At 53.8% G+C, this 15,705-nt stretch carries 11 protein-coding genes; 3 read left to right on the top strand and 8 right to left on the bottom strand.

Annotated features, from left to right (window positions below; genetic code table 11):
* Nucleotides 1-36 precede the first annotated feature (36 nt).
* Nucleotides 37-3,357, bottom strand: a complete 3,321-nt coding sequence (locus AC2FJ6_RS12170; RefSeq protein ID WP_269149814.1) for an ATP-binding protein — start codon at nucleotides 3,355-3,357, stop codon at nucleotides 37-39.
* Between the two features lie 691 nt (nucleotides 3,358-4,048).
* Between AC2FJ6_RS12170 and AC2FJ6_RS12165 the strand changes: the two genes are divergently transcribed.
* From AC2FJ6_RS12165 to AC2FJ6_RS12155, 3 genes are all read left to right on the top strand, one after another.
* On the top strand, nucleotides 4,049-5,971 hold the full coding sequence (locus AC2FJ6_RS12165) for a DUF3604 domain-containing protein (protein WP_496669160.1): 1,923 nt from the start codon (nucleotides 4,049-4,051) through the stop codon (nucleotides 5,969-5,971).
* 158 nt (nucleotides 5,972-6,129) lie between these two features.
* Nucleotides 6,130-6,960 (top strand): peptidyl-prolyl cis-trans isomerase, encoded by an 831-nt coding sequence (locus AC2FJ6_RS12160; RefSeq protein WP_496669158.1) that lies wholly within the window; start codon nucleotides 6,130-6,132, stop codon nucleotides 6,958-6,960.
* Nucleotides 6,957-7,946 (top strand): HupE/UreJ family protein, encoded by a 990-nt coding sequence (locus tag AC2FJ6_RS12155; protein ID WP_496669156.1) that lies wholly within the window; start codon nucleotides 6,957-6,959, stop codon nucleotides 7,944-7,946. Before AC2FJ6_RS12160 ends, AC2FJ6_RS12155 begins: the two co-directional genes overlap by 4 nt.
* A 127-nt stretch (nucleotides 7,947-8,073) precedes the next feature.
* On the opposite strand, the gene AC2FJ6_RS12150 is transcribed toward AC2FJ6_RS12155, so the two are convergent.
* The 7 genes from AC2FJ6_RS12150 to AC2FJ6_RS12120 all read right to left on the bottom strand — a co-directional run bounded on the left by AC2FJ6_RS12150 (nucleotide 8,074) and on the right by AC2FJ6_RS12120 (nucleotide 15,611).
* A complete protein-coding gene (locus AC2FJ6_RS12150) occupies nucleotides 8,074-9,585 on the bottom strand; it encodes a mannitol dehydrogenase family protein (protein WP_170773715.1) in 1,512 nt (503 codons plus the stop codon).
* Complete coding sequence (locus AC2FJ6_RS12145) at nucleotides 9,585-10,358, bottom strand: L-iditol 2-dehydrogenase (protein WP_170773717.1); 774 nt, start codon at nucleotides 10,356-10,358, stop codon at nucleotides 9,585-9,587. Before AC2FJ6_RS12145 ends, AC2FJ6_RS12150 begins: the two co-directional genes overlap by 1 nt.
* Nucleotides 10,355-11,359 carry an ABC transporter ATP-binding protein gene (locus AC2FJ6_RS12140; RefSeq protein ID WP_170773719.1) on the bottom strand — a complete coding sequence of 335 codons (1,005 nt, stop codon included), beginning with the start codon at nucleotides 11,357-11,359 and terminating at the stop codon, nucleotides 10,355-10,357. The genes AC2FJ6_RS12145 and AC2FJ6_RS12140 overlap by 4 nt, the downstream gene beginning before the upstream one ends.
* A 12-nt stretch (nucleotides 11,360-11,371) precedes the next feature.
* Complete coding sequence (locus AC2FJ6_RS12135; protein ID WP_170773721.1) at nucleotides 11,372-12,202, bottom strand: carbohydrate ABC transporter permease; 831 nt, start codon at nucleotides 12,200-12,202, stop codon at nucleotides 11,372-11,374.
* A gap of 12 nt (nucleotides 12,203-12,214) precedes the next feature.
* Entirely contained in the window at nucleotides 12,215-13,081 is an 867-nt protein-coding gene (locus AC2FJ6_RS12130; protein ID WP_170773723.1) for a carbohydrate ABC transporter permease, read from the bottom strand.
* A 107-nt stretch (nucleotides 13,082-13,188) separates the two neighbouring features.
* Nucleotides 13,189-14,490 carry an ABC transporter substrate-binding protein gene (locus tag AC2FJ6_RS12125; protein ID WP_170773725.1) on the bottom strand — a complete coding sequence of 434 codons (1,302 nt, stop codon included), beginning with the start codon at nucleotides 14,488-14,490 and terminating at the stop codon, nucleotides 13,189-13,191.
* Nucleotides 14,491-14,585: 95 nt separating this feature from the next.
* Nucleotides 14,586-15,611, bottom strand: coding sequence for a LacI family DNA-binding transcriptional regulator (locus AC2FJ6_RS12120; protein WP_170773727.1), 1,026 nt, complete (start codon nucleotides 15,609-15,611; stop codon nucleotides 14,586-14,588).
* Between the last annotated feature and the right edge of the window lie 94 nt (nucleotides 15,612-15,705).

Below are 15,705 nucleotides of genomic sequence, written 5' to 3'. Positions count from 1 at the left end.
GATAGAGCCGCGCAATGCCAAGGAAAACAAAAAAACTTAGTCTGCGGGTCGTTGATCAAGGAGCTTGATTGCTTCAATCACATCGATCGTACACTCACCTCCTGCAATCCCATCTAAAGCAGTGCGAAGATCAGATATCGCCCTATGCGCCTGTCCAAACAGCTTGCATTGTTTTGCGAAATCTAGGGATGTTCGAAGTTCAAGCATCCTCGCTTTCTGTTCTCTTGCAGTACCTAGTGCCTCAAGAAATTCTTTTTCGGCCAGTTCATTTTCGCAACGTGCGAGCGCGTAGACTCGATCTGTCTCAGATCGGGCCCATCCTTCATTTGTGTACTGCTGTTGTTCACGAGCCTGAGCCAGAAAATTTAGGGCCCTGTCTCGGTCACCTATATTCAATGTGAGTTCCGCCAAAAGTGTCAGAAAGAATGGTTTGTAGTTTCCCGCACCACTCTCCCACCACGCTATCGACGCTTCGTGTAACGCATCGATTGATTCTTGGTTTGGCGAAACATTGGCTTTCACCCAGCTTCGCCACAAGGTCGCAGTCAAAGACATGAAGGTGAATGAGTGCTTGGCTGACAGCTCGTCAAGCTGTTTTGCGATCTCCAGCACTTTTTCGGGTTCACGGCGCAACAGATGAAGCATGCATAGATAGGTCAGAGACTGCGCGATACTGTGAGCATGCTCCAGCTCCTTTGCACCCAAAACCGCCAGCATTTGAACCTCAAGTGCTGTGTCTGGGTCCCCGCGCATCCACATTGCCAAGCTTAGGAAACACGACGTAATCGCCGCATGGTCGGATCCATAGATGTAAGCCAGATGTGCATCACGTTCCCGGCTGTAGAGTTCGAGTGCTTTGCTTAAATGCTCGTATGCGGGCTCCAGATCACCAATATGAAACAGTACTGCGCCCATTGCGCGATGCGCCACCATCTGATGCTGCGTCTCACGAGTCGAGGTCGACAGATCCAGCAATTGCGCCGCGACGTTCCTGGCCAAATCATACTCGGCGCGCACCAAATGGAAGGAATACAAACCATTTAGAACTGGAAATAGCTGCTCTGTTTCTTCAACGCGTTCACACAAGTCGCGTATTCTTTCGTAAACAGAACCGGTTTCGTCGGCGGCTATTCCGGCGGTCGTTCGTAAGACACCGGCCTTGAGAACCTGAACCTCAATTTCCTTGCGGTCCCGCTCGATACTTTGATCCATTTCGCCAAGCTGCTCAATCGCCAGGGACAATTGCGTGCCTGCTTCAATGTTAGCAGACCGCTGGACTGCTCGCTGACCTGCAAGATAACGATAGTCCACAGCCTCCTTACACATGCCTGCCATGGTGTAGTGATGAGCCAGAATTTCCGGGCTTGCATCACCCGTATGAGCCGACTTTTCTTTCAAATATTGCGCGACACGAGAGTGTAGAACCCGACGTTCCCGCTTAAGAAGGCTGTTGTAAGCGGTGTCACGAATAAGGGCGTGACAGTAGCTGAAGGTTTCAAAACCTTCTGAACGAGACGCTGTTACTATGCCAGCCTCGACCAAAAGCTCCAGCCCTGCGCGCAACGCACCATCGCTTACGTTCGCCACTTTTGAGATCAATTGATAAGTAAACTGAGGGCCTATTACAGCGCCAATCTGGGCGACCTCTTTGGCAGAGCTTAGGCGATCAAGGCGTGCCATCAATGCATCATGTAATGTACTGGGCACCGAGTTTGCCGGCGATGCCCCACCCATCGTGTAGGTGTCCCTTCCCTTGGTCAGGACGCCAGATTCAAGGAGATCTTTCGTCACCTCCTCAACGTATAGCGGCACGCCGTTGGATCTTGCCGCGACCACGTCATACATCTCATCAGCGACCATCTCGCCTTTGGCGACTTCGTCAACAATGCTCTTTACTTGTCGAAAGTTTAGCTGCTTCAAATCAACCTTCGTAAGGTTCGATTGCAGTGTCCAACCTGGATCGAACTCGGGCCGGAATGTCATAACGACCAGCACCGGAAGGTTGCGAATTCGGTCCACCATCCGATCAAGCAGCAATTTGGTTGTTGGATCAATCCAGTGGGCATCTTCCAAAAGGAAGAGAACTGGAGGACCGTCAGCCTCTGACGCAAGATTATCCAGCAACAATTCCAGCGACTGTTCCATGATCTGCTGCGGTGTCAGATCTAAAGGTCCCAAATGATCTTCAAACGGAACAGACAAAAGGGATCCTGCCAACTTCAAAGCATCGTCCGATTGATCGCTCAACACGCCGCGGATTTTTTCAAGCTTAACGTGATTTGGCTCGTCCGCGCGAAGATCAGCTGCATTCTCAAGTTGGCGAATGATGGGATGCAGGGAAGTCGCAAAATGATATGGAGAACACTGATATCGCATTTGCTTGTGAGGCAAGTCCGAGATGTTCTGCCGAAATTCTTCTACCAGACGCGACTTGCCAATTCCCGGCTCACCTGACACCAACACAACCTGACCCTGGCGATCACCGGCCAAAGCCCAATTGTCGTTCAGCGCCTCCAATTCCGCGGTGCGACCGACCAAGGGCTTGAGCAAAATATTGTCGATCGCCATAAATCGGCTGACTGTCTCCCGCTCCCCGGTTACTTGCCAGGCTTCGACTTCCTTAGCAAAACCCTTGAGTTTAAACGCACCGCGCAGAACGTATTTAAAAGCATCACCCGCCAGCTGATGAGTGGTTGGGGCGATGATCATCGTACCCGGATCCGCCATCGCTTGAAGACGCGCGGCCAGATTGGGTGCCTCACCCATCGCCGTTCCGTCTTCAAACATCTTTTCGCCGCGCAGATCGCCGACCACAACCAACCCGGTTGCTATCCCAATCCGAACGTTGAGTTTCGCGTGGGTGCGAACATCTGGCATCTCATCAATGATGCGCAGACCGGCACGAATAGCGCGCTCCGGATCGTCTTCATGGGCGTGGGGAAACCCAAAGAAAACCATAATCCCGTCGCCATAGTAGCTGGCAATATGGCCATCAAATGCTGCAACGGCCGCAGCACAGGTTTCCTTGAAAAGTCGAAGAACATCAGCCAAATCTTCCGGGTCGACGCTTTGCGCTATTTCCGTTGAACCGACAAGATCGATAAACATTACAGTAAGTTGTCGCCGCTCAGCCACGATCTCGGCGCTGTTGCTATTGCTGGGCGGGCGCTGCCCCATTTCCATGCTGGCGCGAACGGCTTTCAGAAAACGCCTTCTCGGCCCCAGCGGAAGTCCGATTGTTACAAGGTCTTCGTCAGATAGTTCAGACAGGTCGCAAAGTTCAATTTCATGTTCGGCAAAAGCGGCAGCATACTTGGACAAACCATGTCTATTTAGCCAAGACGCAATTTCTGACATCAATTGGTATTGCTTGCGTTAGGAGCAGGATCTCTGAATGCGCACTGCCAGCAAGCATCTCCTTGTTAACTTAACCCGTCAAATGACCGGTGGCTCATTTGTCCAACAGTATGATCAGTTTCTTGTTTAATGAAGACTACCGTTTTGTAAGAGGTCAAGGGCTTCATTGGCTCTCTTGACGTGTTACTGGATGCAAAGTCGGATCCAAGCGAACCGCTTCAACTGTTCCCAATGTGATCGATGCTTTGGAACTCTACCTATGCCATCGCACCGACGAAAGAACTCTTCTCCCATAAACTGCAGCCATTTACGGTCGTTTGTCATGTAATGTCGTGCTGCGATTGACGCTCAATCACGTGAGAGTCGATTCTCAGATAAACTCCAAATTGTCAGTAGGAAGCTTTCACGGGCGTCAAGAACGAGATGACCGTCCAGTCTGTTTTAAGGAAATCGACCAGCAACGTTCCAACCATATAGATTGGTAGGATAAAGACCTTAGTTTGTTGGCAAACTGTCATTTGAACGATGTTAGGAAAGGGGTCTTTGGCCTGTCTCGTTTCTAGCACCGTCACAACGAAACAAGAATCTTTCCGAAGAACAAAATCAATATGATATAAAGAAATGCGAATATTAGTCCGATGCGACGTAAATAACCAACGCTGCCGGGTAAAAATTGATTTGGGAGGTCACAATGTTTCGTATGCTTCTAAGCTTAACAGCTCTAGGATTGACGCCGGTTAGTGCCTTTGCCGATGCTGTCCCAAGTGAAGAGGCTGCCGAGGGCTTGTTCTCGGAGCAACCCTATTCTCCCTATGCCAACAGATCCTTCCCGGAACGCCCCTTATGGGGGGACACTCACCTTCATACGGGACTTTCATTGGACGCCGGAGCCTTTGGCAACACTCTGCTGCCGGACGAAGCCTGGCGCTTTGCCAAAGGTGAGCAAGTCATTTCTTCGACGGGCCAGCCTGTCAGACTGGCCCGTCCTTTGGATTGGATGGTTCTTACGGACCACACAGACTTGATGGGATTTGCTCCTGATCTGCAGGCAGGCAAACCCGGTGTTCTCGCCGATCCAAAAGGATTGGAGTGGTACAAAGGTTACAAAGCGGGTGGAGAAGAAGCTGGCAAGGCTGCATTCGACATTATAACCAACTTCTCACAGATGACTCTGCCGGAAGTTTTGCTTGAATCATACAGTCCGGGCGCTGATGCTTTTGCTTTTACTTGGGAAAATATCGTTCTGGCGGCAGAACGACACAACGACCCTGGCAATTTCACCGCTTTCATTGGGTTCGAGTGGACGTCGGTTCCGAAAGGTTTCAACCTGCACCGGAACGTTATGCTGCGCGATGGGCCTATCAGGGCGCTTCAGATGGTACCTCCGGTCACGCAACCCCCTTATGGTCATACAGATCCAAAGGCGCTTTATGCTTGGCTTGAAGAGTATCAGCAGAAAACAGGCGGGCGCGCGGTTGCATTCGCTCATAATGGCAACTTGTCAAATGGATGGATGTTCCCAACCGAAGACACCTATCACGGTGGAAAGGTTGACGAAGAATACGTCGCTGCCCGCGCTAAATGGGAGCCGCATTATGAGGTCACTCAGATTAAGGGCGACGGCGAAGCGCATCCCTTCCTGAGCCCTGATGATGAATTTGCGGATTACGAAAACTGGGATGTCGGCAATCTTGATATCTCTGAACTTAAAACCGACGACATGCTGGCTGGTGAATACGCCCGCGAGGCATTGAAACGCGGCTTGATGTTGGAAGAAAAGTTCGGCGTGAACCCCTATAAGTTCGGCATGGGCGGCGCGACGGACAGCCATACATCTCTGGCGACCGCCGAAGAAGATAACTTCTTCGGAAAATCCGTCAGCGTTGAGCCTTCGGCCACAAGGATCAAGCATCCTTTCATCGCCAATGATCTTGGCGAAATTCCCGGCGACCTCCTAGTCGCGTCCGGCTACACGGCCGTTTGGGCGACTGAAAACACGCGTGCGGCGATTTTCGATGCGTTCAAGCGGCGTGAAACCTACGCGACCACGGGACCACGGATTGGTCTGCGCTTCTTTGGGGGATGGGATTTCAATGACGCCGATGTTGAAACCCGGTTCATTGCAAATGTTGGCTACACGAAGGGCGTTCCAATGGGTTCCGACATGCGCCCTAATGAGGGCGACGGAACACCCTCATTCCTGATCGCTGCATTACGTGACCCGGTTGGGGCCAATCTGGATCGTGTGCAGGTGATTAAGGGATGGCTGGATTCCGAAGGTGCTTTGCAGGAGAAGGTCTACGATGTGGCATGGTCGGACGATCGAGTTGCTGATCAAAACGGCAAAATCCCTGCGGTTGGCAACACGGTGGATACGGAAACCGCAAGTTGGACCAACACAATCGGGACCGCCGAACTTGTAACCGTTTGGTCTGATCCTGATTTCGATCCAAATGCGCGCGCATTCTACTACGTACGTGCGCTCGAAATCCCGACGCCACGTTGGATACTGTACGACAAATTGAGGTTTGGTGCCGAGCTGCCAGAGGATGCGGTGCTTACGCATCAGGAACGCGCGTACTCTTCGCCGATTTGGTATACGCCGGGAGAGTGACGTTTCTTCGCACGCGTTTGAAGAATGAGGCAGCAACCTTTGCCGCGTTGCTCTCACCTGAGCTGCAAAACGTCGTGGGCTACGATTCCTTGGAAAATTTAACTGACTGAAGCCAGCATAAAACATATCGCCGGATGGCGTTTCACGCAGGAGCCTTCATGCGAATAGTGAAAGAACCTCTATTCCATTTCTTCTTGATCGGAGCTGCCATATTCATTTGGTTTCACATTGTTTCTCCGATTGACGAGTTGATCGCAGATCCAGAGGCCATAGCAATAAGCGAAAGCGATGCCGCGCGGTTAGCTGAACAGTTCGCAGCCAGGTGGAAACGTCGGCCCAGCAATGCCGAGCTTCAGGCTTTGGTCGATGCATCCATCCGCGAAGAGGTTCTGGTTAGGGAAGCGAGAAAGCTTGGTCTGGATCGCGGGGATAGCGTGATCAGATCGCGTCTGAGCCAAAAGATGGACTTTCTGACCGAAGCGATGGCCACGTCAGTTGTACCAGAAGACAAAGATCTAGAAGTTTTCCTCCAGCAAAATGTGGACCGCTACGCGACACCAAAAAAGATTGCCTTCACTCAGGTTTTTCTTGGTGAAAAGCCAAGTGACGCCGACATTGAAAGGGCATTGTCCGCGTTGCGAGCGGAACAAGAGGTATCCGACTTGGACCGCGCGACATTGCTGCCTGCGTCGATGCCGCTGACCGCGACGCGGGTCATCGACTCCGTCTTCGGAACCGGATTCTCCGATGTTTTCGTCAATCTCGATGAAGGTCGATGGGTGGGGCCAATCCAATCAGGCTACGGGGTCCACCTGGTACAGCTGCTGAAGATCGAGCCAAGCCGGATACCTCCATTGCCAGATATCTACGATGAAGTGCTGCGGGATTGGCGCCGCGTCATGAGCGAAGATCTGGCGCAAGCGCAATATGAGGCTCTTGCCGACAATTATAAGATCATAGCACCCGATTTCACAGGTCAGGCCAAATGAAATTCATACTTGGCCTATTGTATGCTCTGCTGATTGCCTGGTCTGCCGGCAATGCAGCCGCACATGCGCTTGATCCGGGATATCTAGAAATTCGTCAAATCTCACCGGATGCCTGGAGTGTTCATTGGCGTAAGCCAGACGTGAACGGTCAGCCAATGGCGATCGACGTGGTGCTACCGGATAGCTGTACACCTGCCAGCGGGCCTGATCCAATGTCCGATGGGCGAGCATGGGTTTCTAGCTGGATTGTGGAGTGCCGCGCGGATGTCGCGGGTCAATCCATTACAATCGAAGGGCTGGAGACCCAAAAAAACGATGTATTGTTCGGCTGGCATCCCCTTCAGGCCGAGTCTGCTACACTCCGTTTCACCTCAGATATTACTGTCCAGAAAATACCTTATGAACAGACGGCATGGTCTGTTTTCATCGCGTATTTTCAGTTGGGTTTTGAACATATTCTGGAAGGCTGGGACCATCTGTTATTTGTCTTCGCGCTGTTTATTCTAGTCCGCGATCCCTGGAGGCTGGTGGGAGCCGTAACAGCCTTTACGCTTGCCCATTCGATTACACTGGCATTGGCAACACTCGGAGTTTTAAATGTTCCCGGGCCACCGGTCGAAGCCGTTATCGCGCTTTCCATCGTTTTTTTGGCGATGGAGATTGTAAAGGGCGGCGAAGGTCGGTTCCGACTTTCAAAACAGAAACCCTGGATCGTATGTTTCGGGTTTGGGCTTTTGCATGGGCTTGGATTTGCAGGCGCTTTGGCCGAGATAGGGCTTCCCTCTAACGACATTCCTGAAGCCTTGCTTGCATTCAACCTTGGCGTCGAGGCCGGACAACTAAGTTTTGTCGGGGCTTTGGCTGTTCTGGTTTTGGTTTGGCGGTTCACAGCACTTCCGATCAGCCAAACCGCAACGCTTGTTACCGCTTATGGCATTGGTTCAGTGTCGATGTATTGGCTCATTGAACGAGTTGGTGGTTTTTAGATCGTGATGATGTTCCAAAGTTCGCTGTACCAGTATCGTTCGTTAGATTCTGTGTTGGAGAGGACAATGCCGTTCTAAGTGCGAAGATGAAGTTGCGCCGCGGCTGCTTGATTGGAGTTGTGGGAAGCTAATGGGATAAAGAGTTGTGAGAGACAAATTCGGCTAGAACCGCTTTGCTCCCATTTTTCCAGATCTCGTTTAACCACCGAGCAAAAGCAGCCACAAACTGCGTGTTATGGTCAAAATCGCCACAATACAGGTCCTGTTCAAGCCAAAGTCCGGGATCAATTTTGGCCGCCAGCGCCGTTTTTCTCAGATTTTCCCAAACAGGATCGTTAGGGGCGATTTCTGAGCCATCCTCGCGAACCCCTGCGCACATTCTGCACCAAAAAGCTTCTGCTAGAGCAAGCCCGTTTATGGAAGAGCCCGAAGCAATTGCATCGCGTATCGAGGGCAGCACAAACCCAGGGTGTCGCGCTGATCCGTCGAACGCGACCCGGCGCGTTGTGTCGTGAATTGCAGTGTTCTCAAACCGACGTTCAACCAACCCAAGGTACTCTTGCGGGGTCGTTCCAGGAACAGCGTCAACATGGGGTAGAATTTCTTCGATTTGGACTTTTTCAAAAAAAGCCAATATGTCAGGGTCTTGCATACAAGCAGAAATTGTCGGGACGTTTAGTATCTCTCCAACATTGGCGAGCAGTTGGTGGCCTCCGTTCAATATGCGCAGCTTCTGTGCCTCATATCCGTGAACATCCTCGGTTAAGGTGGCTCCAACTTGTTCAAGTGATGGTCGTCCGGCACAGAAGTTATCCTCGATGACCCATTGGCGAAAGTTCTCGTGTGAAACCGGGGCGCGGTCATCAATACCAAATGCGTTGCATTGTGAAATCACCTGATCACTCGTTGCTGGCACGATGCAATCCACCATCGAATTGGGAAATGCGCCGTTCCGGTCGATCCAATCGGCAAGATCAGGGTCCGACAGGCGCGCTAACCCAACGATACAGTTTCGAAGGATAGTGCCGTTGCCCTGCAGGTTATCACAGCTTAGCGCGGTGAAGGGGGTCAAGCCATTTGCACGACGTATCCCGAGCGCTGCAACAATGGCGCCGAAAGCGGTGCGGGGGTGATTTGGGTTTGCCGCATCGTGGAGAATATCATCGTGATCCGTGTCGAAAGCGCCGGTGTTGGCATCCAGAAAATAGCCGCCCTCAGTTACAGTTAAAGATACAATTCGGATAGACGGATCAGCCATCCCGCGGATCAATGCAGCGTTGCCAGCCTCAATCGGTAGATAGTCGATCATCGGGCCTATGACCTCTGCGGATATTCCTTGTGGATCCAGCTCAATCAACGTGGTCAGGCAATCTTGCGCCAGCAACTTCTGGCGCATCCCGGCGTCATAGCTGCGTACTCCTGCTCCTATAATGGCCCAATCGCGGGCCTGGTCCTGCTGCATAAGCTTATGAATGTACCAAGCCTGATGAGCGCGGTGGAAATTTCCAAGGCCGATGTGAACGATACCGGGCGTCAAGTCCGAGGGTTGATAAGCAGGGGTTCTGACGGTTGCTGGCAAGTCTGCCAGCCTGTCTCGCCGCAGCTGGATCGGAGGGGTTGCGTGTGCCACAGGGTTCATCAGCTCATCCAATTTCCGCCATCGACATTATAGGTTTGTGCAACGATGTATTTTGCCTCGTCAGAGGCGAGAAACACGGCCATGCCGGTCAGGTCTTCGGCCCGGCCCATGCGACCATAGGGTACTCCAGCGGCCACTTCGCGTTTCTTCTGTCCGAGGGGTTTTCCTTCGTGTCTGGCAAAGAACGCATCTACACCGTCCCAGTGTTCGCCATCCACCACACCCGGAGCTATCGCGTTTACATTTATCCCATGTGGGATCAGGTTCAGGCCTGCAGACTGGGTCAAGGATATGATCGCGGCCTTGCTGGCGCAGTACACGGCAACCAGAGACTCTCCACGCCGCCCAGCTTGCGATGCCATGTTGATGATCCGACCTTTAGTACCATGGGCGATCATATGGCGGGCGACGGCCTGCATGGTGAACAAGGCACCGGCAACGTTGATGTCGAAGACACGCTCATAGTCGGCACGATCAATTTCAACAATCGGAGCGGCAGTGAAGATCGCTGCGTTGTTGATCAATATGTCGATCGGCCCGAAATGTGCCGTCGTGCGGGCGATGGCGTTGTCGATGCTCGGCTGGTTTGTCACGTCCATTTCCACGGCAAGAGCAGATGCGCCGATCTCAGTCGCGGCTTGTTGCGCGCGCTGGATGCCGATATCGGCTATGGCGACACGGGCTCCCTCCGCAACATAGGCCTTTGCAAAGGCCAGCCCTATGCCGCGCGCAGCCCCAGTAATCAGGGCGGTTTTACCAGCCAGACGTGTCATCCGATCCGCAAGCCTTTCGCGTCGAACCGGTGGATCACATCAGCGCGCGGTGTCAGGTGAACGCGGTCGCCATGGCGGAAACCCACCTCGCCATCCGCGCGGACAGTGATTGTGTCGGCCAGCCCGGTTTCGTGGACATGGAAAAATGTATCCGAGCCCAGATGTTCAGAAACGCTCACCACCCCGGACCAGTCTCCTTCGGTGTCTGAGACTGTGATATGTTCAGGCCTTATTCCGATGGTCTGAGCACCGTATTTCGCGGCCTCTTCGCCCTCGATGAAGTTCATTTTGGGGGAGCCAATGAAACCCGCAACGAACAGGTTTCGAGGTGTCCGGTATAATTCCAGCGGACTGCCGACCTGTTCGATTACTCCGGCCTGAAGGACGACGATCTTGTCGGCCATCGTCATGGCTTCGACCTGATCATGGGTCACGTAGATCATGGTGGTCGCGAGGCGTTCGTGTAATTCGCTGATCTCTAGCCGCATGCCGACCCGCAGCGCCGCGTCGAGGTTCGACAAAGGTTCGTCGAACAGAAATGCCGCTGGTTCGCGCACAATCGCGCGCCCGATGGCAACCCGCTGGCGTTGGCCGCCCGATAGTTGTCCTGGACGGCGGTCCAGATAATCGGTCAGGTTCAGGACGCTTGCCGCGCCTTCGACGCGCTTGTCGATCTCGGCCTGATCCAGTTTCGCCATACGAAGGGGAAAGGCGATGTTCTTGCGCACGGTCATATGGGGATACAGAGCATAGGACTGAAACACCATCGCCAGCCCTCGTTTCGCGGGCGGGACATCGGTGGCGTCTGCGCCGTCAATGTCGATAGAGCCCGAGGTGATATCTTCCAATCCAGCGATCAGACGCAAAAGGGTGGATTTACCGCAGCCCGAGGGGCCGACGAAGACGGTGAACTCGCCATCTTCGATGGTCAGGTCCAGCGGCGGAATGACCTGCACATCGCCAAAGCTTTTGGTCACGGACTTGAGTTGAATACGTCCCATGTGTCGTGTTCCTTATTTCACAGCGCCGAAGGTCAGGCCGCGGACAAGTTGTTTTTGGCTAAACCAGCCAAGGATCAGAATTGGAGCGATGGCCATGGTCGAGGCAGCGCTAAGCTTGGCAAAGAACAGGCCCTCGGGGCTGGAATAGCTGGCGATGAAGGCCGTCAGCGGGGCCGCGTCGACAGCGGTCAGGTTGAGGGTCCAGAATGCCTCGTTCCAGGCCAGGATGAAGTTCAGCAAAACGGTTGAGGCGATGCCGGGGATGGCCATGGGGGTCAGGACGTAGAGGATTTCCTCTTTCAGCGTTGCGCCGTCCATCCGCGCGGCCTCCAGAATTTCGCCGGGGATTTCGCGGAAGTAAGTGTATAGCATCCAGACGATGATGGGCAGGTTGATCAGCATCAGGACAACCACCAGCCCCCCGCGTGTGTCCAGCAGGCCCAGACGGATAAACAGCAGGTAAATCGGGTAGAGCACGCCAACGGCAGGTAACATCTTGGTGGACAGCATCCACAGCAGAATGTCCTTGGTGCGCTTGGACGGCACAAAGGCCATGGCCCATGCTGCGGGTACCGCGATGATGACACCCAGAACAGTCGAGCCACCGGCGATAACGACCGAATTCCACAAGAACCGCATATAGTCCGAGCGTTCCTGCACGATGGCGTAGTTTTCCAACGTCCAGTTGAAGTTCAAAAACAGCGGTGGGCTGGCGATCGCCTGCGCCTCGGTCTTAAAGCTGGTCAGGATGGTCCAGAGGATCGGGAAAAAGATCAGCAGACCAACGGCCCAGGCCAAGGCGGTATTGAACGATTTGCGGCGGGTTGTGACGGTGCGGGCCATGGTCTTACCTCCTCACGCGTCCAGGTTCTTGCCGACGATGCGCATCAGGAAGATGGCAACGATGTTGGCTAAGATGATTGCATAGACACCTCCGGCTGATCCAAGGCCAACATTTTGGCTTTCCAGCACCCGCTGGAAGATCAGGTAGGTAAGAGTGCGCGTGCCGAACGCGCCGCCGGTGGTCACGAAAATCTCGGCGAAGATCGACAGAAGAAAGATTGTCTGGATCAGGATCACAATGGTAATCGCGCGGCTCAGATGCGGCAGAATGATGTGGTAGAAGCGCTTCAGAACGGGGGCACCATCCATCTCGGCCGCTTCCAGCTGTTCACTATCCAGCGATTGGATCGCAGTCAGCAGGATGAGCGTCGCAAAGGGCAGCCACTGCCAAGACACGATCATGATAATCGAGGTCATCGAAGCCTCGGACAACCATGAGATCGGCTCGGCCCCGAAAAAGCGCCACAGATGGGCCAACAGGCCGTTGACCGGGTCCATGAACATGTTCTTCCAGACCAGCGCAGACACTGTGGGCATGACGAAGAAGGGCGCGATCACCAGAATGCGGACAACACCTTGCCCCCACATCGGCTGATCCAGCAGCATCGCCAGTAGGATGCCCAGGATAACGGTAATGACTAGGACCCCTCCGACAATCACAAGCGTTGCCTGTACCGCGGGCCAGAAAGAGCTGGACGATACGAACCGAACATAGTTGTCGAACCCGACCCAGCCCAGATCCCCACCGCGCAGCGGCAGGTATTTCTTGAAAGAAAAGTACAGCGTCATCGTCAGCGGCACGAGCATCCAGCCAAGCAGCAGGACCACTGCGGGTGCCATCATCAGGCGAGCAATGGATCGGGAATGTTGGGTAGCCATGACGCAAGACCTCTCTGTTCAGGCATAACTCAGCCTGCGAGAAAAACGCGAGTTGTGGAAGGGGGGGAGCGGGGGGCAGATTACTGCCCGCCCGCGGGGAGAAAACCTCAGTACCCTGCGGCTTCCATCTCTTCGGCGGTAAAGGCCTGCGCCTTGGCAAGGGCTTCTTCAACCGTTTGCTGTCCGGCATAGACTGCCGAGAACTCTTGGCTGACCTGGGTCGCGATGCCTGCAAATTCCGGGATGGCAGCGAACTGGATGCCAACATACGGAACCGGCTTGACCGTGGGGTTGTTCGGATCAGCGGACAGGATCGAGTCCAGCGTCATCTTGGCAAAGGGAACCTTCTGGTATTCCGGGTTCTCATACAAAGAGGTGCGCGCACCCGGCGGAACGTTTGCCCAACCTTCGTTTTCGGCAACCAGTTCAATGTAGTCTTTGGATGTTGCCCATTCGATGAACTGTTTGGCCGCGTCTTCCTGCTGTGTACCAGCCGGAATAGCCAGTGCCCACGCCCAAAGCCAATTGGAGCGTTTCCCAAGCCCGGTATCTGGGGCCAGTGCAAATCCAACGCTATCCGCCACGGTCGAGTCAGTGGGGTTGGTCACAAATGACGCCGCAACGGTGGCGTCGATCCACATGCCGCATTTGCCCTGCTGGAACAGCGACAAGTTCTCGTTAAAGCCGTTGGTGGCATAGCCTGCAGGGCCAGATTCCGACATCATTTCAACGTAGAAGTTCAGCGTATCGGCCCATTCTGGCTGGTCGAACTGAGGCTTCCAGTCTTCGTCAAACCAGCGCGCGCCAAATGAGTTGGACATCGCGGTGATAAACGCGCCACCTTCGCCCCAACCGGCTTTGCCGCGCAGGCAGATACCGTTGATGTCAGCGTCACGGTCGGTCATGGCCGCCGCGGCCTCTTTGATGAATTGCCAGCTTGGCGCTTCGGGCATTTCCATGCCTGCTTTTTCCATCAGGTCGGTGCGATACATGATCATCGAGCTTTCGCCATAGAACGGTGCCGCGTAGAGCGTTCCTTCATGGCTCAGACCACCCGACATCGCGGGCAGGATATCACCGACGTCATAGTCTTCGGACAGACCATCCAGCGGAACCAGCCAGCCGTTCGCACCCCAGATCGGGGTTTCGTACATACCGATCGTCATGATGTCGAACTGACCACCCTTGGTGGTGATGTCGGTGGTCACGCGCTGGCGCAAAACGTTCTCTTCCAGCGTCACCCATTCGACTTCAACGCCCGTCGCTTCGGTGAATTTGTCGGTATAACCCTGCATCCGGATCATGTCGCCGTTGTTCACGGTTGCGATCGTTATGGATTGTGCGTGGGCCGCTGCCGTTGCGACGAATGTTAGCGCAGTCGCCGCACGAAGTGCGTGTTTTAAGTACATCCCTGTCCTCCCTGAGCTTGGATGCTGTGCAGAGAGCCTAGTTCAGGATTTGTCGCGCCGTCAATAAAAACTTTACGCGCGTTAATTTTAGATCGTTATGCAGATTCCCTCAGGACCAATCGTGCAGGGAAGAGAGTTTCTGTTCGGCTCTCGAATTTCCCACCGTTTTCAATGAGTTCGAAAAGTGTTTCAACACTTCGCGCGGCCACATTGTCGTAGTCATGCGCGGCGGTCGTCAGTGACGGGCAGGTGAATTTCGCAAACGGATGATCGTCGTTCGACGCCACCCGCAGTGTACAATCGTCTTTCCTACCAACGCGAATCCCCCGTTCGAAGCACGCCGCCAGAAAGCCGATGGCCAATCGGTCATTGCTACACAGAACTGAATCCGTGCGCAGCTTGCGTTCATCCAAAGCCTTGAGCGCACCCTTTCGGCCAATCTCTTCAAAGGCCCAACCTGTGCCTTCTATTTTGATCACATGCGGCTCAAAACCCAGCCGATCCATTACGTCGACATAAGCCTTGCGTCGCTTGTTGGCATTGGGGTTCGCAGGTGTCCGCATTTCGAAAAACGAAGGCGGCTCGCCGGTGCGAGTCATGTATTCTACGGTCTGAGACACAAAGCTGAAATTATCGGACCCGATAAACGCTGCGCCCAATCCATCGAGGTTACTGTCGAACAGAACCGTTGGCACACTGGCGCAGAATTTCTCAATCGCGGACTTGTCTGAGATACGTCCCAAAGGCGCCAACAAAACGCCCGCGGGTTTCAAGGATTGTAAGCCGTCCAGGATTTCGTTTTCCAGTTTTTGTTCGCCATGAGAGCTGAACAGAAACGGGCGGTACCCGGCTGCGATACAGCTTTGTTCTAGATACCGCGCGATTTCAGCGAAAAACGGATCGGCCAGGTAGGGCACGACGATGCCGATATTCTTGGTCAGCTTGCGGTTCTGGTTCACAGCATAGATGTTCGGGCGATAGTCGAACTGTTCCAGCGCTTCTTCTATGCGTGCCCGTGTAGTTGGGCGAACGCTGTCTGGGTCGTGAAAGTACTTGGACACCGTGGGGCGCGAGATCCCGCTGAGGGCTGCGAACTCTTCCATATTCTTTATCTTGGTCATGCCAGTCTGCCTGCGGATCTCAGCCGCCTTGATCTTATCCTATTTTTACATATTCTTTGCGCGCGCTAAAAAGATCAATAGCAAGACAAGTTCC

The sequence above is a fragment of the Ruegeria sp. CDSA089 genome (assembly GCF_059612205.1).
The sequence above is the reverse complement of the archived record's forward strand: the minus strand, read 5'-3'. Positions and strand labels throughout refer to the sequence as shown.

Coding starts and splice junctions, on each gene's coding strand:
- AC2FJ6_RS12170 (WP_269149814.1), bottom strand. CDS start 3,357: ATGTCAGAAATTGCGTCTTGGCTAAATAGACATGGTTTGTCCAAGTAT.
- AC2FJ6_RS12165 (WP_496669160.1), top strand. CDS start 4,049: ATGTTTCGTATGCTTCTAAGCTTAACAGCTCTAGGATTGACGCCGGTT.
- AC2FJ6_RS12160 (WP_496669158.1), top strand. CDS start 6,130: ATGCGAATAGTGAAAGAACCTCTATTCCATTTCTTCTTGATCGGAGCT.
- AC2FJ6_RS12155 (WP_496669156.1), top strand. CDS start 6,957: ATGAAATTCATACTTGGCCTATTGTATGCTCTGCTGATTGCCTGGTCT.
- AC2FJ6_RS12150 (WP_170773715.1), bottom strand. CDS start 9,585: ATGAACCCTGTGGCACACGCAACCCCTCCGATCCAGCTGCGGCGAGAC.
- AC2FJ6_RS12145 (WP_170773717.1), bottom strand. CDS start 10,358: ATGACACGTCTGGCTGGTAAAACCGCCCTGATTACTGGGGCTGCGCGC.
- AC2FJ6_RS12140 (WP_170773719.1), bottom strand. CDS start 11,359: ATGGGACGTATTCAACTCAAGTCCGTGACCAAAAGCTTTGGCGATGTG.
- AC2FJ6_RS12135 (WP_170773721.1), bottom strand. CDS start 12,202: ATGGCCCGCACCGTCACAACCCGCCGCAAATCGTTCAATACCGCCTTG.
- AC2FJ6_RS12130 (WP_170773723.1), bottom strand. CDS start 13,081: ATGGCTACCCAACATTCCCGATCCATTGCTCGCCTGATGATGGCACCC.
- AC2FJ6_RS12125 (WP_170773725.1), bottom strand. CDS start 14,490: ATGTACTTAAAACACGCACTTCGTGCGGCGACTGCGCTAACATTCGTC.
- AC2FJ6_RS12120 (WP_170773727.1), bottom strand. CDS start 15,611: ATGACCAAGATAAAGAATATGGAAGAGTTCGCAGCCCTCAGCGGGATC.